The sequence below is a fragment of the Brevundimonas sp. SL130 genome, from assembly GCF_026625805.1.
Classification (GTDB): Bacteria; Pseudomonadota; Alphaproteobacteria; order Caulobacterales; family Caulobacteraceae; genus Brevundimonas.
Map to the genome: position 1 here is coordinate 1,436,041 of NZ_CP113064.1, position 21,341 is coordinate 1,457,381.

The 21,341-nt window shown below is 65.7% G+C and carries 17 protein-coding genes and 1 riboswitch; of the genes, 12 read left to right on the forward strand and 5 right to left on the reverse strand.

Annotated features, from left to right (window positions below):
• The first annotated feature begins 68 nt into the window (after positions 1-68).
• Complete coding sequence (locus OU998_RS07235; protein WP_267516268.1) at positions 69-311, forward strand: helix-turn-helix domain-containing protein; 243 nt, start codon at positions 69-71, stop codon at positions 309-311.
• On the opposite strand, the gene OU998_RS07240 is transcribed toward OU998_RS07235, so the two are convergent.
• The gene (locus OU998_RS07240) at positions 243-1,652 is read right to left on the reverse strand and encodes a sensor histidine kinase (RefSeq protein ID WP_267516269.1); all 1,410 of its coding nucleotides are present in this window, start codon (positions 1,650-1,652) and stop codon (positions 243-245) included. The genes OU998_RS07235 and OU998_RS07240 overlap by 69 nt on opposite strands.
• Complete coding sequence (locus tag OU998_RS07245; RefSeq protein ID WP_267516270.1) at positions 1,649-2,311, reverse strand: response regulator transcription factor; 663 nt, start codon at positions 2,309-2,311, stop codon at positions 1,649-1,651. The genes OU998_RS07240 and OU998_RS07245 overlap by 4 nt, the downstream gene beginning before the upstream one ends.
• Positions 2,312-2,366: 55 nt before the next feature.
• Between OU998_RS07245 and OU998_RS07250 the strand changes: the two genes are divergently transcribed.
• The 7 genes from OU998_RS07250 to OU998_RS07280 all read left to right on the forward strand — a co-directional run bounded on the left by OU998_RS07250 (position 2,367) and on the right by OU998_RS07280 (position 15,560).
• Positions 2,367-3,458, forward strand: coding sequence for an ABC transporter substrate-binding protein (locus OU998_RS07250; protein ID WP_267516271.1), 1,092 nt, complete (start codon positions 2,367-2,369; stop codon positions 3,456-3,458).
• A gap of 207 nt (positions 3,459-3,665) precedes the next feature.
• Positions 3,666-3,753: riboswitch (glycine riboswitch) on the forward strand.
• A 174-nt stretch (positions 3,754-3,927) separates the two neighbouring features.
• Positions 3,928-6,615, forward strand: coding sequence for a TonB-dependent receptor domain-containing protein (locus OU998_RS07255; protein ID WP_267516272.1), 2,688 nt, complete (start codon positions 3,928-3,930; stop codon positions 6,613-6,615).
• A 111-nt stretch (positions 6,616-6,726) separates the two neighbouring features.
• Entirely contained in the window at positions 6,727-8,649 is a 1,923-nt protein-coding gene (locus OU998_RS07260) for a S9 family peptidase (RefSeq protein ID WP_267516273.1), read from the forward strand.
• 24 nt (positions 8,650-8,673) lie between these two features.
• Complete coding sequence (locus OU998_RS07265) at positions 8,674-9,756, forward strand: amidohydrolase family protein (RefSeq protein WP_267516274.1); 1,083 nt, start codon at positions 8,674-8,676, stop codon at positions 9,754-9,756.
• A gap of 201 nt (positions 9,757-9,957) precedes the next feature.
• Positions 9,958-12,093 carry a TonB-dependent receptor gene (locus OU998_RS07270; RefSeq protein ID WP_267516275.1) on the forward strand — a complete coding sequence of 712 codons (2,136 nt, stop codon included), beginning with the start codon at positions 9,958-9,960 and terminating at the stop codon, positions 12,091-12,093.
• 74 nt (positions 12,094-12,167) lie between these two features.
• A complete protein-coding gene (locus OU998_RS07275; protein WP_267516276.1) occupies positions 12,168-13,514 on the forward strand; it encodes an MFS transporter in 1,347 nt (448 codons plus the stop codon).
• Positions 13,515-13,601: 87 nt separating this feature from the next.
• Positions 13,602-15,560, forward strand: a complete 1,959-nt coding sequence (locus OU998_RS07280) for a cellulase family glycosylhydrolase (RefSeq protein WP_267516277.1) — start codon at positions 13,602-13,604, stop codon at positions 15,558-15,560.
• A gap of 29 nt (positions 15,561-15,589) precedes the next feature.
• Here OU998_RS07280 and OU998_RS07285 read toward each other — a convergent pair whose 3' ends face one another.
• Genes OU998_RS07285 through OU998_RS07295 form a run of 3 tightly spaced genes read right to left on the reverse strand, consistent with a single transcriptional unit; the run spans position 15,590 to position 19,031 of the window.
• A complete protein-coding gene (locus OU998_RS07285; RefSeq protein WP_267516278.1) occupies positions 15,590-16,810 on the reverse strand; it encodes an amidohydrolase in 1,221 nt (406 codons plus the stop codon).
• A complete protein-coding gene (locus OU998_RS07290) occupies positions 16,810-17,526 on the reverse strand; it encodes a TetR/AcrR family transcriptional regulator (RefSeq protein WP_267516279.1) in 717 nt (238 codons plus the stop codon). The genes OU998_RS07285 and OU998_RS07290 overlap by 1 nt, the downstream gene beginning before the upstream one ends.
• Positions 17,526-19,031, reverse strand: coding sequence for a carboxylesterase/lipase family protein (locus tag OU998_RS07295; RefSeq protein WP_267516280.1), 1,506 nt, complete (start codon positions 19,029-19,031; stop codon positions 17,526-17,528). The genes OU998_RS07290 and OU998_RS07295 overlap by 1 nt, the downstream gene beginning before the upstream one ends.
• 441 nt (positions 19,032-19,472) lie before the next feature.
• On the opposite strand from OU998_RS07295, the gene OU998_RS07300 reads away from it, so the two are divergent.
• Genes OU998_RS07300 through OU998_RS07315 form a run of 4 tightly spaced genes read left to right on the forward strand, consistent with a single transcriptional unit; the run spans position 19,473 to position 21,316 of the window.
• On the forward strand, positions 19,473-20,105 hold the full coding sequence (locus OU998_RS07300; protein ID WP_267516281.1) for a helix-turn-helix domain-containing protein: 633 nt from the start codon (positions 19,473-19,475) through the stop codon (positions 20,103-20,105).
• Positions 20,106-20,139: 34 nt separating this feature from the next.
• Entirely contained in the window at positions 20,140-20,496 is a 357-nt protein-coding gene (locus OU998_RS07305) for a hypothetical protein (RefSeq protein ID WP_267516282.1), read from the forward strand.
• A gap of 28 nt (positions 20,497-20,524) precedes the next feature.
• Positions 20,525-20,929, forward strand: coding sequence for a hypothetical protein (locus OU998_RS07310; RefSeq protein WP_267516283.1), 405 nt, complete (start codon positions 20,525-20,527; stop codon positions 20,927-20,929).
• Positions 20,930-20,959: 30 nt separating this feature from the next.
• Positions 20,960-21,316: a helix-turn-helix domain-containing protein gene (locus tag OU998_RS07315; protein WP_267516284.1), complete on the forward strand. Its 357-nt coding sequence runs from the start codon at positions 20,960-20,962 to the stop codon at positions 21,314-21,316.
• Positions 21,317-21,341: the final 25 nt, after the last annotated feature.

The following is a 21,341-nucleotide window of genomic DNA, read 5'->3' on the forward strand; positions in this document are numbered from 1 at the left end:
GGACGGGCCCCCGCCTGGGCCGTAGTCCGACAGGGCGGCGCTCATGCCGTGCTGTCGGAACCGGATGCATGCAGGATCGGATCACCTACCGGGTCAATGAAGTGCTGGCCCTGACCGGGCTGAGCCGTTCGACGCTTTACCGGCTGGTCGCGCAAGGCGAACTGCCGCTGGTGAAGGCGCGCGGTCGGACGTTGATCGCGCGCGACGATCTGGAAGCGATGGTGCAGCGGATAGCCACCCAGTCAATCACGAGGAGTGCTCGCCTCGACAAATTGCCCTTCCACAAGTTGAAAGAGAATTCGTCCGACTAGGCCGCTTCGTATTCCGCTGCGATTGGATACTCTGAATTGCGCACCTTGGGCTTCGGTCAGGGTGTGAACGATCGCCAGGCCGAGGCCGGAGCCGGACGCCTGGGATGAGTTGGCGCGGAAGAAGCGGTCGGTGAGGTGGGGAAGCGTGGCCTCATCGACGCCTGGTCCGTGATCCCAGACGCAGACCGCACCTGTCGTTTGCACATGCACCATCACAGGTGGTGCGCCGTGGTGAAAGGCGTTGTCGATCAGGTTGAGGATCTGTTCGGTGATGAGGTCTTCGGCGCCGAGGACCGTGACCGGCTCGGCCGGCAGGCGGAGGCGCAGGGCGCCGTCGGGAAAGGCGCGGCGCTCCCTAACGGCTTGACAGGCGCGGCGTGCGGCGCGGCCAAGGTCGGCGGAGGACGATATCCGCGCGCCATCGGCGCGGGCTGTGGAAAGCAGTTGTCCGACGAGGCGCGTCATACCGCTGACGGCGTCGCGCGAATCGGCGATCAGCCGCTTCTCCTGAGGCGTCCAGGGACGCGAAGCCCTCTCCAGAAGCTCGAGATTGGCGGCGACCACCGAAAGCGGGGTGCGCAGTTGGTGCGAGGCGTCGGCGGCGAACCGCTGGACGCCGGAGGTCGAGGTCTCCAGCCGCGCCAGGAGATGGTTGAAGGCGGTCAGAACGGGCCACAGCTCGCGGGGGGCGAGATCGACATTGGCCGGCGCAAACTCGGCCGAAGGGCCGCCGCGGCGCGTCAGATCGTCGATCAGACGCTTCAGCGAGTTTAAGCCCCATTGCAACGCAGGCCAGACCAGAAGCGCGGCGAGCACCACCAGCAGGGCCGGCAGAAGCAGCATGCTGCGGTAAAGTTCGCGCAGGCTGGCGTGTCGAGAATCCAGGCTCTGGGCGACCGAGACGCGCACGGGGACGGGGCGGCCGGGTATGAGGAGGGTCTGTTGCGCCATGCGCACCGAAACCCCTCTGACGGACAGGTTTGAAAAGACGGGCCGGTCCGCCTGGGCCTGGGGAAGGTTCGGCAGTTCGGCGTAGCCGGTGACCAGACGGTCGCCTTCGCGGACGCTGTAGAAGACGGCGTCGCGTTCGGGGCCGTCCAGCAGGGCCAGGGCCCAAGGCGCGACGTCCACGGTGATGCGGCCGTCGGCGACCGACACCGTCTCGCGGATGGTCTGGAGCGCGCCGGCCAGAAGACGGTCGGCATTGTTCGCCACCACCCGCTGGGCCGTCCAGGCGCCGACAGTCAGAACCACGACAGCGAAGAGCGCCAGGGGAGCGACCTGGGCGATCAGCAAACGTATGACGAGGCTGTGGGGCCGGGCGGGCCTGGCGCGGCTCATGGATCGAGACGATATCCGCGGCCACGGATGTTGGTGACGGCAGGGCCGTCAGGCTGAAGCTTGCGCCGCAACCGCCCGACATGGATCTCCAGCGCATTGAGCGAGGGCGCCTCGTCCTGGGGGAAGACTTCGGCGGCCAGCAGATCGCGGTCCACCACCTGTCCCGGCCGGGACGCCAGGACACGCAGGGCCGCCCATTCGCGGGGACGCAGGGCGAGGTCGCGGTCGTTGACGTGGGCGCGGCCGGTGCGCCAGTCGCAGAAAAGGGTTCCGACCACGACGGCGCCGGCCGCCTGTCCCTGGCGTCGACGCACGATGGCGCGCAGACGGGCGACCAGTTCGGACGGGGCGAACGGCTTGACCAGATAGTCGTCGGCCCCGAGATCCAGGCCCGCGACCCGGTCGCCGAGGGCGTCGCGCGCCGTCAGCATCAGCACCGGCGTCGACGATCCGCGAAGCCGCAGGGTCCGTAACACTTCGAAGCCGTCGATGTCGGGAAGTCCGATGTCCAGGATGGCGGCGTCGAAACCCTCAGCGGCCTCAAGCTGCAGGGCCTGTTCGCCGCCTTCGACGCACCTTGCGTCGAAACCCGCATCGTGAAGACTGGCTTCAAGTGAATGCCGCAACGCCTTGTCATCTTCTACGACGAGTATTCTCATGGCGAACAGAGGGGGCGATGGATCATGCGTGACACATAACCAGAAAGCCGGAGCGGTGAAAACGGATCGACGACATCTGCTTCTCGGCCTGGCCGGGTTAAGCGTCGCCGCCTGCTCGTCCGAGCCGGAGGGCGCGGGGACGGCGCCGCGGGTGCGCTGGCTGGCGCGGCGGGAAGGGGCGCTGCACATCCTGACCAACACAAGCCTGATGGGCCCCGTGCTGGCGGCCTTCCGCCGTCACTGGCCCGAGATCCAGATGCGCCTGGAGGACATAAACTCCACCCGGATCGCCGAGAAAGTGCGGCGGCTTGCGGACAGCGGACGGGATGGGCCGGACCTGGTCTGGAGCACGGCGATGGATATGCAGGTCAAGCTGATCAACGACGGCTATGCCCAGGCCTATCGATCACCGCACCGCGCGGCCATGCCCGACGGGTCGGTATGGCGCGATCAGGGCTATGGGCTGACGGCGGAGCCGATCGTGTTCGCCTATAATCGAAACCGGATTGCGCCCGATGTCGCGCCCCGCAGTCATGCGGCCCTTCTCCAACTGCTCACGACCCGGCCGGAGGTGTTTGACGGGCGTGTGACCCTGTATGACGCCGAGCAGAGCGGCGTGGCCCTGATGCAGCTGTCGGCGGACGTGCAGATCTATCCCGACGCCTGGCCTTTGATGGAGGCGTTGGGCGCCCAGCGTCCGCGGCTGGACACCTCGGGACAGAGGATGATGGGACAGATCGCCGATGGGCGGATGGCGTTCGTCTATAATATGAACCAGTCCTACGGCGCCTCCTGGGCGGCGCGCGCGCCAGAGATCGGACTGATCACGCCCGACGATTATCACCTGTCTGTTTCGCGGGTGGCCTTCATCCCGCGCAACGCCGCTCATCCGAATGCGGCGAGGCTGTTTCTGGACTTCCTCCTGTCCCGAGAAGGACAGCGGGCGATCGGCGCCCTGGGTGTTCGACCGGTCCGCAACGACGTGGAGGCCCCCATGCGTCCCGCCGCGCCGGGTGTTCGGCCCATCCGGGTGGGGCCGGCCCTGCTGGCCAATCTGGATCAGGCGCGCCGCGCGACCCTGCTGACCCGATGGGGTGAAGCGATGCGGAGCGGCGTCAGGGCGCCGTCAGATCCTGCCGCGCCCTGATCATTCCTGTGGATAAGTCCGAAGGCGCTGAATCCAGGCTTTCTGTCACCACGCCGTCATGGCGGCGGGCGCCGTGAAGCAGCGGCGGATCGAGACGATAGGATCGGTCTGCAAATAGCAAGGTGATGCGAAAATTGCGCTAATTTGGGCAATAAAAGTGCATTCGTGGCGTATTTGACACCAAAGGCCGGGTCGATTTTACTCAATCTTAGCAAGGCGGGAGAGATCGGCTCCGGCCGACGCCGAAGGCGCAACCGCCCCGGAAACGCTCAGGCAAACGGACCGTCTTGCTGAAGGAACGCTGGAGAGAAGGCCGGATCCGGGGGATGCGGTCTCGCCGAAGGAGAAAGGGTCGGCGACGGCTCGAAACTCTCAGGCCCAATGACAGCTGGGGTGAACGGACGCCGCAGAGCGTCAGTCGCATTGGGCATCCCTGGGGAGGGGCGTCGTCGCCATGAGGAATCTCGCTTTGTCTCGCTTAAACCGCCATCTGACCCATTATTGCAGCGCCATTGCGCTATTGGCCTGCGCCACTTCGGTTCATGCCCAGGAAGCTGATGGCGCCGCCGACGCCGACTCTTCCGTCGACGAGATCGTCGTGACCGCCTCGCGCATCGACCGCGCCGGCTTTGAGGCGCCGACGCCGACCATCCACCTGTCCGCCGAGGATCTGTCGGTCGGGGCCCGTTCCAATATCGCCGCTGCGCTCAACGACATGCCGCAGTTCCGCGCCACCACCTCCGCCCAGACGACCGGCACCAACACCGGCGCCGGCAACGCGCCGGTGGATCTGCGGGGCCTGGGCATCAACCGGACCCTGGTCCTGATCGACGGACGCCGGGTGTCCAGCGAGAACGACCTGAACGCCGTGCCGTCGGTCCTGGTCAAGAGCGTCGATGTGGTCACCGGCGGCGCCTCGGCCGCCTGGGGATCGGGCGCCGTGGCCGGCGTCGTCAACATCGGCATCGACCGCTATTTCACCGGTGGCAAGATCGGCGCCGAGTACGGCATCTCGTCCTATGACGACGCCGAGCAGGAGCGGTTCGAAGGCGCCTGGGGCACGGACTTCGCCGACGGTCGCGGTCACTTCGTCATCGGCGGCGAATATATCGACAATGAAGGCGTCATTCCCAAGACCTCGCGCCCGAACATCGGCCGGTGGGCCACGGTCAACGGTGCGATTACACCCGACGTGGGCTTCGCCAACGCGGCCTATGGCGGCCTGATTATGTCGGGCGTCAACGCCGGCAAGGTGTTCAACTCGGACGGCACGCTGCGCGCCTTCGACTACGGCACGGTCAGCGGGACCAACTCGATCGGCGGCGAAGGTCCGTCGAACGACGATCTCAGCCCGTTGGTCACGCCGCAAAGGCGCTACACCGGCCTGGCCAGCGTCACCTACGAGATCAATGACAAGCTGCGCTTCACCGCCGACGTCCGTCATTCGCGGATGTGGAACAACTACATCTGGTTCGGCGACCACAATCGCGGCAATCTGACGATCAAGAGCGACAACGCCTTCCTCTCGGACGAGATCAAGGCTCAGATGGCCGCGGCCGGCCAGACCAGCTTCACCATGGGTCGGTTCAACTCGGACCTGTCCTATTCCAGCATCGACTTCGAACGCGTCACCACTCAGGCGACCGTCGCCCTGGACGGCGAGTTCGGCGACAACTGGCGCTGGGACGCCTATTACAGCCACGGCGAATACGACAACAATATCGACACGCCCGGCTTCCTGCTGACCACCAACTACGCCCAGGCGGTGGATTCGGTCATCGATCCGTCGACCGGCCAGGCGGTTTGCCGCGTGACCCTGACCAACGCCAACTCGGGCTGCGTCCCGATCAATCTGTTCGGTCTCGGCTCGCCGTCGCAAGAGGCGATCGACTACGTCACCGGCACCCCCAGCATGCGCGCCAACACCACGCTGGACGTCGGGGGCGTCAGCCTGCGTGGCGAGCCCTTCAGCCTGCCGGCGGGTGATGTCTCAATCGCCGTCGGCCTGGAGGCCCGCAAGGAGTCGGTTGATCAGACCGTCGGCGCGCTGGATGCGGCCAAGGCCTTCACCACCTTCAGCTTCTCGGCCATGTCCGGCGAGTTCAGCGTCAAGGAGGCCTTCGGCGAAATCCTGGTTCCCATCGTCCGTGACCTGCCGGTTCTGAACGACCTGCAGTTCAACGCCGCCGTGCGCGTGTCCGACTATGACACCACGGGTTCGATCTGGTCCTGGAAGGTCGGCGCGACCAATGAGTTCTTCCCGGGCTTCCGGGGTCGGGTGACGCAATCGCGCGACATCCGCTCGGCCAATCTGTCGGAACTCTTCACCACGACGACGACCGGATACAACAACCTCAACGACCCGGCCAAGAACGGCGCCCTGGTCTATGTGCTGAACAACGGCGGCGGAAATCCCGACCTTCGCCCCGAGACGGCCGACACCCTGACCCTGGGCGTCACCTATGCGCCGCCGTCCATTCCCGGCCTCAACCTGTCGCTTGACTATTACGACATCAAGATCGACGACGTGATCACGACCATCGCGGCCCAGGACCTGGTCAACCGCTGCTACAACGGCAACCTCGACCTCTGCTCAAAGGTCGAGCGGGATGCGGCGGGCAACCTGACCCGCACCCTGTCCACCTATGTGAACCTGGCCGAGTACCATACCGACGGAATCGACGCCGAGGCCTCTTACGCCTCTGACGCAGATCTCTGGGTTCCGGGCGCCACGGGTCGGGTGACCATGCGTCTGGTCGGCACCTGGGTGAACAGCCTGACCACCGACGACGGCGTGACCGAGATCGAATATGTCGAATCCCAAGGCTATTCCTTCGGTCTGGGCGTGCCCAAGCTGCGCGTCAACGCCAGCCTCGGCTGGAAGGGCGAGGTGTTCGGCGCGAAGCTGCGAGCGCGCTACATCTCGGCGGGCGACTACAACAGCACCGTCGCGATCTCGAACAACCACATCGACGCCTTCACCTATGTCGATCTGGGGCTGACGGCCGACCTGGCGCACTACGGCGCGAACGGGGTCGAGCTGTACGCCAACGCCACCAATCTTTTCGACAAGGACCCGCCGGTCGGGTCGCTCTATTCGCCGTACTACGACGTCATCGGTCGGTACGTCACAGTTGGCGCGCGGTACCGCTTTTAGTTCTGGTCCCGCGCTCCGGGTCGCCGGCTCCGCTCCTCCAATGGGGCCGGCGATTCCCCCTTTTTCTTCCCCCTTTTCCATGCGTGCTGTTCCATGATTATGCGTCTGCCGATGGCCTTTCTGCTCGCGCTGAGCGTCGCTCCTGCGGCCCTGGCTGAAGCGCCGAAGCCCGCCGCCATCGTCGCCGACGGACTGCCCCCGGTGCCCGATGATCTGGTCGCCGCCACCCAGCCCTATCTTCAGGCCCGCCGCGCCGCCTTCCTGGGTTGGAACGCCGCAGATCGGTCTATGCTGATCAAGACCCGGTTCGGCGCCACCGATCAGCTTCATCTCGTCTCAGCCCCCGACGGCGCCCGCACCCAGATCAGTTTCGAGGCGGAGCCGATTCTGGCCGGCGCCTTGTCGCCTGCGGGCCAGACCCTGCTGGTGCAGAAGGACAATGGCGGCGACGAATTCTATCAACTCTACACCCTGTCCGCCGGACGGTTGGCGCGCATCACCGACGGCAAGAGCCGCAACTGGTTCGGCGCCTGGAGCCGGGACGGAAAAGGGGTCGGCTATGCTTCGTCGCGCCGCAACGGCGCAGACATGGACCTGTATGTCGTCGATCCCGCAGACCCTTCGAGCGACCGGCTGGTCGCACAGGTTTCCGGCGGCGGCTGGAACATCGCCGACTTCTCGGCTGATGGGACCAAGGCCCTGGTCCTGAACCGGATGTCGATCAACAACGCGGTGGTCTATGAACTGGATCTGGCGTCTGGCCGGATGACCGCTCTGACGGATCCGGCGGAGGAGGTGTCCTATGTCGATCCCAAATATGCGGTCGACGGCGCCGTCTGGGCGACCTCGAACAAGGGGTCCGACTTTCTGCGCCTGGGGCGCATCGGGCGGAGCGGGTTCGTTCCGGTCAGTCGCGAGACGCGCTGGGATGTCAGCGATTACGCCCTGGCTCCCGATGGAAGCTTCGTCGCCTATGCGGTCAACGAGGCGGGCGTCTCGCGGCTTAAGGTCATGGATGTCGCCACCGGATCCGTGCGCATCGTCACCGGCCTGCCGGAGGGCGTCATCCCCTATAGTATCGGCCCGGCCATAGACATCGCGCCGTGGGGGGCGATCGGCCTGAGCCTGTCCTCGGCCCGCGTATCCGGCGACGCCTTCTCGATTGATCCGACGACCCTGGCGGTCACCCAGTGGACCCACAGCGAAACCGGCGGCCTGGATCCTGCGATCAACATCGAGCCCCAGTTGGTCGAGGTGAAGAGCTTCGACGGCGAGACCGTGTCCGGCTTCCTCTATCGACCTGATCCGACGAAATTCCCCGGCAAGCGCCCCCTGATCGTCGATATCCACGGCGGGCCGGAAGGCCAGACCCGTCCCGACTTCCTGGGCGCGCAGAACTATCTGCTGAACGAGCTGGGCGTGTCCCTCTTCTTCCCCAATGTGCGCGGATCTTCCGGCTATGGCGCGCGGTTCGTCAATCTGGACAACGGCCCGTTCCAGCGCGAGGACTCGGTCAAGGACATCGGCGCCTTCCTCGACGTGCTACAGATGGACCCCGCCCTCGACGCGTCTCGGTTCGCGGTGACCGGCGTCTCGTACGGCGGCTATATGTGCTATGCTGCGGCGGTGCATTACAGCGACCGGCTGAAGGGGGCGAGCTGCTACGTCGGCATCTCCAACTTCGTCACCTTCCTCCAGAACACCCAGTCCTATCGTCGGGACCTGCGCCGCGTCGAATACGGCGACGAGCGTGATCCGGCCCAGCGCGCACAGCTGGAGGCGATCTCGCCGCTGAACAGCGTGGACAAGATCACCATCCCGCTTCTGGTCGCCACCGGCGGCAACGACCCTCGCGTGCCGGCGTCCGAAGCCGACCAGATCATCCGCGCCGTGCGCGGCAACGGCGGCACGGCCTGGCACCTGCTGGCGCAGAACGAGGGCCATGGTTTCCACAAGAAGGAAAACGAGGACTACTATTTCTGGACCAGCCTGCTGTTCTGGAAACAGACGCTGCTGGGCCAGGCGCCGCGCTGACCGCGAGGCCGGTCTTCCTGCTCAATGCTGTTCAAACGCATTATGGCGATGGGCGCGGTTCTGACCTCGCTCATCGCCACCCCCGGCACGGCGCAGCCCCTCGGTCCGGTTCACACCGACCATCACGTCCATGTCCATTCGCCGGCCATTCTGGAAATCCTGGCGGCCTATTGCAGCAGTCCGGGACGGCTCGCCGCCTGCGATCCGGCCTTCGTCGCGCCGCAGACGGCGGATGATCTGCTCGCCGACATGGACGAGGCGGGGGTCCAGACGGCCTGGATGATGTCCACGGCCTATCTGGCCGAAAGCCCCCTAATGGCTCCTCCACTGGCCGACGCCGCCACGCGGGTTCATCGCGCCAACGCCTTCACCGTCGCCACGGCCGCCGCCCACCCCGGACGGCTGATCGCCTTCGTCTCGGTCAATCCGCTGGCCCCGGACGCCCTGGCCGAAATCGCCGCCTGGAAGGATGAGCCCTTCGCGGGAGGATTGAAGCTGCACCTGACCAACTCGGGCGTCGATCTTCGCAATCCCGATCACGTCCGGCGTCTGACGGCCGTCTTCGACGCCGCGTCGGACGCCCGAATGACCATCCTGATCCACATGCGCACCCGCGCCGACGACTATGGCGCGCGCGACGTTCGCGTCGTCTTCGAACAGATTCTGCCCCATGCGCGCGGCGTCCCCGTCGTCATCGCGCACGCCGGCGGCTGGGGTGGTCTGGACGCGAACACCTGGGACGCGCTGGAGGGGTTTCGACAAGTTCTGGCCGAACAGCCTGACGCCGCACCCAACCTGTTCTTCGACCTGGCTCAAGTCTTTGATGCGGACACATCGCCGGAAAACCGGGCGAGACTGGTCGAGGTGATGAGGGGCGTCGGCGTCGAACGGTTCGTGCCTGGCTCAGACTGGCCGTTCTCCGGCCCTCTGGACGGCTATCTGAACAAAGCGATGGCGCTTCTGCCGCTTGCTCCACAGGAGGCCGAGACCTTACGGCAACGATCTGTCGCGGCGAGATGCTGTGGGGAGTGCGTCCTGTCGCCTGGGATCAGAGCGATATGCTCGAATCCAACGCCGTCGAACCGAGAAAGGCCGCCGGGGAGTTAGGTGACCTGCCCCTTCTGGACCTCTCATGGGCGGCTGCGGCCCCTGGCGAGCGCGTCAATGATGTTCATTCTTTCATGAATGATCGTTGACGGGGGCGGCCTTCGGTGAAACACCTTTGCGCATGGCGACGGAGATCGTCCCGGAAACACCAGCAAGAAGGGGCCTATGATGGGTCGCGGCATTTGGATTTCGAGTTCAGCCTTGGCACTGATCTGGTGCGGAGCGGCTCAGGCGCAGCAGGCGGTTCCGGAGCCGGACACGAGCCCGGCGCTGGAGGAGGTCGTGGTCACGGCCGAGCGCCGCACCAGCAACCTGCAGCAGACGCCGATCGCGGCGGCGGTCTTCAGTGGCGAGCAACTGCAGAACAAGGGTGTGACCAACATCGAATCCCTGCAGTTCGCCGCGCCATCGGTGACGGTTCAGAACTCGGGCATGGGCAACAGCTTCAATATCCGCGGGATCGGCAAGACCGAGAACTCCTCGAGCATCGGCGTGGGGGTCATCACCTACCGGGACGGCGTCGCGGCCTTTCCGGCCTATCTGCAGAACGAACCTCTCTATGACATCGCAAGCCTGGAACTGCTCCGCGGTCCCCAGGGGACGTTCGCCGGCCAGAACGCCACGGGCGGAGCGGTCTTCATTACCGAGAAGAACCCCGACCTGTCGGATGTCGGCGGCTATTTCACCGGCCAGTTCGGCAACTACGACCAGGTCCGCCTGCAAGGCGCATTGAATGTGCCGGTCACCGACACCCTCGCCGTGAGACTGGCCTTCAACACGGAACAGCGCGACAGCTTCTACAATGTCGTCGAGGGGGCCCCCACCGCCGGCGATCCGGGGGCCGTGGACAACCAGAGCTACCGCGTCAGCGTCTTGTGGCAGCCCACCGACGCTCTGCGCGTTCTGTTCAAGACCGATTACAGCAAATTGGATCTCGGGGGCTATCCCACCACCCCCGTCGGCTCGACGGACGGTCTGTTCGACATCCGCACCAACGGGCCGTTCGCGGCTCAGGACGAGATGCTCCGGTCCGTTCTGAATATCAGTTATACGTTCGACAACGGCATCATACTGCGGTCGATCTCGGGCTATCAGGACGGCAGCTCGCTGGTCGATTCCGATACGGATGGGACCGCGACCCTGCCGTTCACCTCCCACATCGATGTGAGCCAGAGGCTCTGGTCACAGGAGTTCAATCTGATTTCGCCCGACACCGGCCCGCTGCGCTGGATTGTCGGGGCCTATTATCAGGATGATCTGATCACCTTCCCCGAGGGGGGGTACATCACCACCCAGTATCTCTCATCGACCGTGCCCCTCCTGGTCGCGACCACCCTTGTGGGACGCAATCCGAAGACAACCGCGGCCGTCTTCGGCCAGGTGAGCTATGACCTCACGGACCGGTTGGAGCTTCAGGTGGGCGCACGCTTCTCGCGCTCGACGGTCGAGAACGAGGCCGTCAGCGCCATCCCGGCCCTGGGGCTTTCGATCACTCAGGACGACCGGGTCGTGGATGAGAAGGTCACGGGCAAGGTCGCGCTGAACTGGACGCTCGATGAGGACAACTTCCTCTATGGCTTCGTGGCGACCGGCTACAAGGCCGGCGGGCTGAACGGCCCGAACATCCTGGGCGTCACCCCGGGAGCCTTCGAGGGCGAGGAGGTCGTCGACTTCGAGGCGGGCTGGAAGGCCACCATGCTGGACGGGCGCCTGCGGACCCAAATCGGCGGCTATTACAACATCTACGAGAACTTCCAGGTCATCATCGGCGACCCGACCACCCCGACCATCACCACCATTTCCAATGTCACCGGCGAGACGAAAATCTACGGTCTGGAAGCCTCGGCTCAGGGGCGTTTCGGAGCGCTCGGGCTGGATGCCGGATTGTCGCTGTCGCACTCGGAGCTGGGGGACTTCTTCGCCATTGACCAACGGGGCTCGCTGACGGGCGGGTGCGACCCGGACACCGGTCCGGCTTCGTCAAACTGCGTCAATGTCGGCGGCAACGCCCAGACCTATGCGCCGGAGATGACGGTCAATCTGGGCCTCGAATACGACTTCGCCGTCGCCGGCGGCGTGCTGACGCCTCGTGTCGATTACAGCCACATCTCCGAGACCTTCGGCACCATCTTCGCCAACGAGGCCCGAGGCGACCGGTTGGAGCCCCGCAACATCGTCAACGCCCAGCTGACGTTCGAACCCTCGGGGGACGCCTGGAAGGTGCAGGCTTACGGGACCAATGTCTTCGACGAGGAATACATCGGAGCCGTGAAGAGCGGACAGCGCTATGCGGGACCGCCGCGCCAATATGGCGTGCGCATCACCCGCAGCTTCTAGACGCCAAGGCGGGAGCGGCCTTCGGGGCGCTCCCGCCACTCAGCCCCCTGTTGCCGGTACCGGGTAGATTAGAGATGACCACATCGTCCATGGAGCCGGCCGCCCCGGTGGCGCCTCAGCCCTCGGGCGGCAGGTTTCGCAAGACCGGCTGGAGTGTCATCTGGCTGCTGACCCTGACCATCTTTTCGGCCCTGACCGTGGGCGGGCTTTTGGCCCCTTTGCAGGAAGCCGCCAAGGCTGACCTCGGGCTCTCGGACCTTCAGCTCGGCATGATCATCGGCACGGCGACGGCGGTTCCGGTCGCCGTCCTGTCCCTGCCGATCGCCTGGATGGTGGATCACGGGATGCGAACCCGGCTTCTGATCGGGCTCGCTGCGCTCTGGGCCGCCGGGACCATCGGCACCGCCTTCGTGCAGGATTTTTACGGCCTGTTCGCCGCCCGGCTGGTCGCCGGCATCGGCGCCGGCACTGTCTTTCCTGTCGTCGTCTCCATCCTGGCCGACGTCTGCATGCCCGAGCGTCGGGGGCGGTCGATGCTGCTGGTCTCGATCGGGGCCTGGGCCGGGGCCGCCGCCGCCTTTGCCCTCGGTGGGGCGCTGTTCGGCTATCTTTCCGCCCATCCAGGGGCCGGCCTGTTGGGCCTCGCCCCCTGGCGCGAGAGCCACCTGCTGGTCGGCCTAGGCGCCGCCTTGCTGGTCCTGCCTCTGTTCCTGATGAAGGAGCCGGCGCGGCACGAGGTCGAACAGACAAGCACGGCGCTGGGCCCGACCCTGCGCGCCTTCTGGAAACGCCGTCGGTTTCTCGGGCCGTTGTTCGTCGGTCAGTTTTCCGGATCGCTTGCTGAAGGCGCAGCCGCGCTCTGGGTCGGCTCGGTCCTGATCCGCCAGTATGGCCTGGGGCCCGCCGAGTTTGGAACCTGGATCGGGCTGGTTATCCTGGGATCTGGCGTCCTCGGGTCCCTGATCGGGGGGTATACGGCCGACGCCGGCCAGAAGCTCAGGATGCGCGGCGGCATTCTGCTGCCGGCCCTGATCGCCACCGCCGTCAGCATACCGGCCAGCCTGTACCCGATCATGCCGACGGTCAGCGGTTTCGCCCTGGTCCTGTTCGTCCTGCTGGTGGGGGGGACTATCGTCAATCTGGTCAACGCCGCCGCCATCGCTGTGCTGATCCCCAATGAGGAGCGCGCCACGAGCCTGGCCGCCCTGAAGATTATCGGCACCCTCGTGGCCGGGTTGGTGGTCCCGCCGGTCATCGCCGGAATGACCACGCTCCTGCCGGGACCGTCGGGCCTGGGCCAGGCCCTTGCCTGGCTGGGGGCGGTGACGGGTGTGATCTCGCTGATCGGCTACTGGCTGGCCATGATCAATGCGCCCGAGGCCGTTGCGCCCGAGACCGTTGCGTTCAGGACCAGCGCCTGATCGCCGGTTTCGGACCGCGTCCGAGTGTCGGACATCCCCCTGCCGGGGCCGTCCCGGCGCGTTTCCCTTCTTCAGTGGCTGAAATTCATGTCTGAACGTGACGACAAGGCGAGGGGGGCGGCCGTCGCCTCCCTGACTCGGATCGGCCTTGGGGGAGGCGCCTTTCGGGATGAGCTGGGGCGCGATCTGATGCTGCGCGGCGTCAATTTCGGCGGCGACAGCAAGGTCCCGTTCAGCCCGAGCCAGCCGACCTATCTGCCGACGGATTTTGCGGATCACAGGACGGTCAGTTTCGTCGGGCGGCCCGCGCCCCTGGACGAGATCGACAGCCATTTCGCCAGACTGCGGCGCTGGGGCTTCAACTGCCTGCGGCTGCTGACAACCTGGGAGGCGGTCGAACACGCTGGGCCGGGACTCTATGATGACGCCTATCTCGACTACTATGCCGAGGTTTGTCGAAGGGCCGGCGCTCACGGCCTCTATGTTCTCGTCGATTTTCACCAGGACGCCTGGGCCCGGATGTCCGGGGGCGACGGGGCGCCCGGCTGGACCTTCGAGGCGGCGGGGCTCGATTTCACCCGCTTCCATGCCTCCGGCGCGGCCCATGTCATGCAGCACGCCTATGATCCGGTGCTGGGCGGACGCCAGGACAGCTACCCGGTCATGAGCTGGAGCGGGAACTACGCGCGGCCCGCCAATGGCGTGATGTGGACCCTGTTCTTTGCTGGCCGGGATCTGGCGCCGGGCGCGACGGTCGCAGGCGTTCATCTGCAGGACATGTTCCAGGACCACTATCTGGGAGCCATGCAAGCCCTGGCCGCCCGGCTGGTCGGCATGGATCATGTTCTGGGATTTGACAGCCTGAACGAGCCGGGCGCCGGCTATATTGGCAAGGCCCTGTCTGATCCCATCGTCCGCTACCGGGGGCCGATCTGGTCGCCGCTCGACGGTCTGGCCCTTCTTTCGGGCCTGTCCTGCACCCTGCCGGTCGTGGCCCCCGGTCAGGGGATCTGCGGCGAGACCCGCCTAAACACCGACGGGATCTCCGTCTGGCTGCCGGGACGCGAGGATCCGTTCCGCGCCGCCGGCGTCTGGGACATCCGCGAGGGGCAGGCCGTCGCGCTGAAGGAGGACCATTTCAAACTCAGGTCCGGCCAGCCCATCGACGTGGCCCGGGACTGTATGGCGCCCTTCTTCCACCGTGTCGCCGGGACCGTGCGCGCGCTGCGTCCGGATTGGCTTCTGTTCGCGGAGGTGGACCCGTTTGAAGCCTTCATGGGGCATGGCTTCCCCGACGGATGTCCGCCCAATACGGTCAACGCCAGCCACTGGTATGATCTGACGACCCTGGTGACAAAGCGGTTCGAGTTCGGGGGCCGGCATGTGCTGACCGGTGAGACGCGAGACACGCGGGCCGCAATCGAACAGAGCTACGTCGTCGAGATGGGCCGGATCAAGTCCGCAGGGGACCGGTTGAACGGCGAGGCGCCGACCCTGCTCGGGGAATGCGGCATCCCGTACGATCTGAACGGGGCGGAAGCCTACCGGCGCTGGGCCGAAGGAGAACGTGGCCCGCAACTCTGGGAGTCACACACCCTGGCCCTGGACATGATGTACAATGCGATCGACCAACTGGGCCTGTCCTCGACCCAGTGGAACTATACGGCGTCCAATCGCAACGATCCGATGATCGGCGACGGCTGGAACCAGGAAGACCTGTCGATCTGGTCGGCGGATCAGGCGACGACGCCGGACGATCCGAACAGCGGCGGGCGCGCGGTGGAGGGCTTCTGTCGCCCGTTCGTCCGGGCCGCTCAGGGGCGCCTCGTCCAGCAGCGTTTTGATCGCGACAGCGGCGTGTTCGACGCCGAGATCGAGGTGCGCGGGACCGCGACAGGCCCGACGGAAATCTATGTGCCGTCCGTCCAGTACCCGAACGGTTATGATCTTGCCGTGAGCGGCGGAGCGGTGGTTCGAAACGACGGCCAGATCGTCAGCATTGCCGCGGACGGCGAAACCCTGGTCGTGAGGGTCACGCGCCGCTGACCTTCGCACGGCCTGACCGAAGGTGGTCTTTAAAGCTGCGGCTCCGGTCCGTCGGCCGGTCGGGCCTCTTCAAAGAAGGTCTCGACCAGGGCGGTCCAGAAGGCGACGCCTGATTCCAGAGCGCCGTCATTGAAATCGTATCGGGGATTGTGGAGCAGGCATCCGCCCTCGCCTGGGCCGTTTCCGAAGCCGAGGTAGGCCCCGGGGACATGTTCCAGCATGAAGGCGAAGTCCTCGGACCCCATGACGGGTGCAATGTTCGTCGCGACGCGCTCATCTCCCACGGCGCGGCGCGCGGCGCGGGCTGCGAGCTCCATTGCGGCAACATCGTTCAGAAGTGCGGGATACCGCTCGCGATAGGCCATGGTGATCCGCACGCCATAGGCCGTGGCGACCCCCTGACGATGCGCCTCCATCCGGCGCCGGATCTCCTCGATCACCGGGCGCTCGAACCAGCGCAATGATCCGCCCAGCGTCACCGCGTCCGGCAGGATGTTGTGCGCCGTCCCGCCTGATACCATCGTCACAGCCAGAAGCGCGGCCGAACTCGCCGGCGTCTGACGCGGCACGATGGTTTGGAACCCCATGATCAGGGCCGCCGCCGCGACGACGGCGTCGCCGCCATCGGCGGGATTGGCCGCATGTCCGCCGTCAGCCTCGATCCGGATGTCGAAGGTGTCAAAGCCCGCAAGCATGGCGCCGGGCCTTGTCACGAACCGGCCCACCTCCAGGCCTGGAAGATTGTGCAGGGCGAAAACCTGACGAACCGGGAACCGCTCGAACAAGCCTTCCTCGACCATGCGCTGGCCGCCGCCTTCATTCTCTTCGGCGGGCTGGAAGATGAAGACGACGTCGCCGGCGAACCGGCCGCGGTCCTGCACCAGATCGACGATCCTGCGCGCCGCGCCCAAGAGCATGGCGGTGTGGCCGTCGTGGCCACACGCATGCATCACGCCGCGGCGCTGCGAGCTGTGGCTGGCGCCGGTCGCTTCCTCGATCGGCAGGGCGTCCATGTCCGCCCGCAGGCCGAGGGCAGGCGCGTCCGGCCCGCCCGTTCCACGCAGGACCCCGACAACCCCGGTCCCGGCGATCCCGGTATGAACCTCCAGCCCCCAATCACGCAGACGCTCGGCGACGAAGGCCGAGGTTCTGTGTTCTTCGAAGGCCAGTTCAGGGTGGGCATGGAGATCCCGCCTCCAGGCGACGATCTCGGCTCCATGCCGGGCAAACCAGGTCCCGACGTCCGCCATCACGACTTCCCCTTCGCTGCCGTGTCCCAAGATGTCGAGGGATGCCGGATCGCTTCGAACCCCCCGGTGAAGACGACTTCCATCGCCTCGCAGATGGCCAGCATCTCTGATGATCGGCACTCGCCGCCCGACAGGACGTCGATCCGTCCGGTCTGGGCGAGGGAGAGGGTCAGGGCGCCGGAGAGCAGATGGTAGAACCAGAAAAGCTGGCGCTCGGGCACCTCCGGGGCGATGCGTTTGAGCAGGGCGATGAAGCGCTGCACCACGGGATCGAAATGTTGGTGCATGGTGTCGCCGCCCCAGACAGGGGTGTTGTTCACCTGCGCCACCAGGGCCGCATAGTTCAGCCAGGCGGGATCCCCATCTTCCAACAGCATGAACATGGGCTTGAGGAAGGACTCGAGGAGCCCGCGCACGGTCATCGCTTCGCCCTGTTCCGCCTCGTAGCGGTTCAGGCTGTCCAGACGCATCTGGTTCACCACCTCGGCGCGGCGGCCGAAGGTGGCGCTGAACAGCCGTGTCTTGTCCTCGAAATAATAGTGGACCAGTGCCGTATCGACGCCGGCTTCGGCGGCGACCGCCTTCAGGGTGACGCCGTGCAGGCCGTCCCGCGCAAACAGGGCTTCGGCCGCATCAAGGATGCGGTTCATCGCCTCTTCGCGCCTTTGCGCCTTGGACTTGATCGGCGGGCGGGGGCGGGCGGTGCTGGTCGTCATCAAATACCCCTAGCTGAAAGAAGCCGTCGCAGGCGATCCCGAGCCCGTATCACAAGGATCAGCAGGCGAGCCTTGCGTTCGTGGTGGTCCAGAGACGCCTTCCACCAGCCCCGACGCATTGTTCCGCCCGGCGTCGCATCGAAGACGCGCCACGCATCCTGCGTTCGGTCATAGGCGGGCCAGTCCGCGCCGGGATCTCCGTCCCGGGCGAACGCAACCCAACGCGCGTGGAGGGCCGCAGCGACCGCGCGATCCGCAGCGCTTGCAGGCGGCGCCCCGTCCGGCCGATGATCCAGGGTCTCGAAGACGTGAAAAATCTCGGCGCCGTGGGCCGCTCGGCTCATGGTGTCGCGGCGCGCCTCTTCCACATAGTCGAAGGCATAGAGCCATGCCCTGGACCGGCGGGGGCGCGCGGCGATCCAGCGCGCGGGGCCGGCGAATCCGAAGTCGCGGAAACCCAGGCGGACAAGCTGGTCCTCATCACCCCCAGCCTCAGGGTACAGCCGTGCGAGAGCCGCGTTCGGCTTGATCATGGATCGGAACCGCTTCACGCCGTCACCATAATTCAGCAGTGAATCCTCGCCACTGTTGACCCCGATCATCAACGGGATGTCGGCAAAGTCTCCACGAGCGAAGGCGTTGATCGGGTCGCGCACCAGAAGGCGGCCGTCGATAACCGGTCCGAAACCGCCCTCGACCCCGGCAAGACGGCCCGAAGGCACAGCGCGCAGGTCTGCAACGTCCGTCCCGGCCACGCCCAAAGCGGTCATGGCCGCCACGCCCCGGGCCTCGGCCGTCTTCAGCGGCGTCGCCGGCAGCCAGCCGCCGCCGGACTGGACGATCGCCTTTTGGAACAGGCCCCGCGCGCGCGGGGTCGTCATCAGCGCCAGGATATCCAGTCCGCCTGCCGATTCCCCGAACAGGGTGACATTGGCCGGATCCCCCCCGAAGGCCGGTATGTTGTTACGGATCCACTCCAGGGCCGCAATCTGATCGAGCAGACCCTGAGCGCCCAGGGGCTGGTCTCGCGGGGCCTCGCGCGTCAGGGCAGGGTGGGCGAAGAATCCGAAATGACCCAGTCGGTAGTTGACGGTGACCAGAACCACGCCGTCCCGGGCAAAGGCCTGGCCGTCGTAGAAGGGCAGAGATCCCGCGCCCATGCGGTTAGAGCCGCCGTGCAGCCAGACCATGACGGGCGCCCCGCTCGCGACCTGCGTCGGAGCCCAGATGTTCAGCGTCAGGCAATCCTCGGACGTCGGTTCAGGCGCGCCGCCGATTGAGACAAGGTCGGCGACATCGGCGGGACCGGCCTGCGGCCCAGGGAGTCCGAACTGACCCGCGTCACGCTCGCCCTGCCAGCCCGGATGCGGCTGCGGCCGGCGCCACCGAAGATGATCGACCGGCGGCGCCGCATAGGGCACCCCGCGCCACACCCTGGCGTCGCCCTCGCGCCGTCCTCTCAGCAATCCCGCAGGAGCGTGAACAAGCGGCTGCGCCTCATCCATTCTGATTCGATCCCTTGTCTTCATCACGGCCCGACCTGTCGGCGTGTGCTTCATCCTGCCCTTGGATGATCATGGCAGAAGCCCCATCGGTCTGCATAGGTCGTTCATTACATAATGAACGATTGCTGCTGTCGCTGTCGCCGTGGGATCGGCAGGCGCCTTATAGCCGCCTTCAGCGGAGACAAATTCGCCTCAGCCTGACAGCGCCGTCATTCCCTCAAGTCGCTAAACCAAATCGGCGGTTGATCGTCGCAGCGCTATAGTGACGCCTTTACGGGGGACCGGCGGTCCGATCAGTTGAAGCGCGAAAGCCGAGGCGATGATCGGTGTGGCGAACGTCGGATCCGTTCGGAGCGCCGGATGCCTATGGCGAATTCGCGTTAACACAGTTGCCGCTCGACGCCGGCCGGGCGACATAGAGGGTTCTGGGGAGAGGCGGCGATGTCCGAGACTTTGGAACTGCTGACGGCGCGGGAGCGGGAGTGTCTGCGGCTGGTCCATGCTCACCATAATTCGAAGCAGATCGCGCGGACCCTGGGGATCAAGCCCGGGACGGTGGACAAGCATTGCGAGAACGCCGCGCGCAAGCTTGCGGTCGAGAATCGGGTGGCGGCTGCTTTGGTGTTGGCGGCGGTCGAGGGCCCTCCGAACGATTCCCAATACGAAGGGATCGCAATGGCGACGACTGTGGCGATCGGGCCAGTTGGAGCGGCTGAAAGGACGCCCCATGACACCTCTCGACGACACGATCCCGCCCATAAGCTGGCGCGAAATGGAAGCCATCCTAGCGACGATGGCGACCACGGAAACGAAGCGGCTGATGATCCGGCATTTGGTGGAGGGCACGCGCAAGCAGGCCCCGTTCCTGACGCCTGGCGGGGTGATGACCGAACTGTTCTACATCGCGTCCGCGATGTTGGACGCCAAGTTCAGTCCTTCGACTCCGGACATGGACGGCTCGGAAGCATCCTCATTGTCTTCGGCGTCGCAGCCGTAGCGGTCTGGATCGTGACAGCCCTCGCCGGGGCCGAACAGTTCGCCTTCCTGCTGCAGACGCTGCGCTACGGCGGCTGACGAGCGGCTCCGGCTTCTCATAATGGATATGCTCATGAAACGCGCTGAACAGGCGGCGGCTATCGCTGCTCGCCTCAACCATGCCCTGCACCTGGCGGAGGCCGGACAGGATCAATCGATCAACCGCCTTGGAAAGCTCGCTCAGGCGCTTACTCGAAGTCGTAAGGACGCGGGGTTGTCCGCAACGGTCGGCCAGCCCGCCTTCAACGCCCTGGCCCGCGCCATGGCGGCGCAGATCGAGGCGCAGGAGGCGATGGTCGAACTGCACCACGCCCTCGCCGAGGTGAAGGAAAATACAAAATTCCGCAGCGTCCGACTGGGCGGGCTGGATAAACAGGATGAACCTGTGCCGCGCGAGACGCGTCTGATGGTGGTCGATAACGCCGCCTGAATCACCGCAACGGTGATACGGTTCGCCCATGTCGCCCATCTATCTGTTCACCTTGAGCCTTCTTCTGCTGGCCGCCGCACTCGCTTTCTGGCGAGGCGGCCGTTGGGAGAAGGCCGCTGCGGTCGTGCTGGGCCTGGCGTGGGCGGTGACGGCGCTCAGTCCTTTCGATCATCGAAACGCCCCGTGGGTCGCCATTGCGGCCGATGGGGCGGTCTTCCTGTTCCTGCTCTATGCGGTGTTGCAATCGGGTCGGCGGTGGACTCAGGTTGCCGCCGGGTTTCAGGTACTGGTGTTGGCGACGCACTATGTCTTCGCGATCAATACGGCCCTGGAGCAATGGGCCTATGTCTCTGCCTATTATGTTTGGAATATCGCGCTTATCGCTTCGCTTCTCGGGGGTGTCCTCTGGCGCCCGAGGGAAGCGACGCTATAACGGGATTGTCTGACTACAGAGAGAAGCTTGATGGCCGTACAGCATGATGCGCTTGACCCGATTGACGTCCATGTGGGGTCACAGCTCAGGGCATTGCGCCAACGCGAACGCCTGACGCAGGCCAAGCTGGCCCAGTCGCTGGGGGTCACGTTTCAACAGGTGCAGAAGTACGAGCGCGGCGTGAACCGCATGGCCGCTTCGACCCTGGCTAGGGCGTCTGCGGCGCTGGGCTGTTCGGTGATGGATTTCTATCCGAAGGTGGACGGGGCCGGAGAGCCGTCACGCGGCGAAGTCCTGGACGAACTGGCCAGCCTCTACGACAGCATGGGCGGCCGGCAGCGCGCCGCCTTGCTGGGTACGGCGCGCGCCTTGGCGACTGTGCGCTGAAACATTGGTCCTGGTTGAGGTCGGG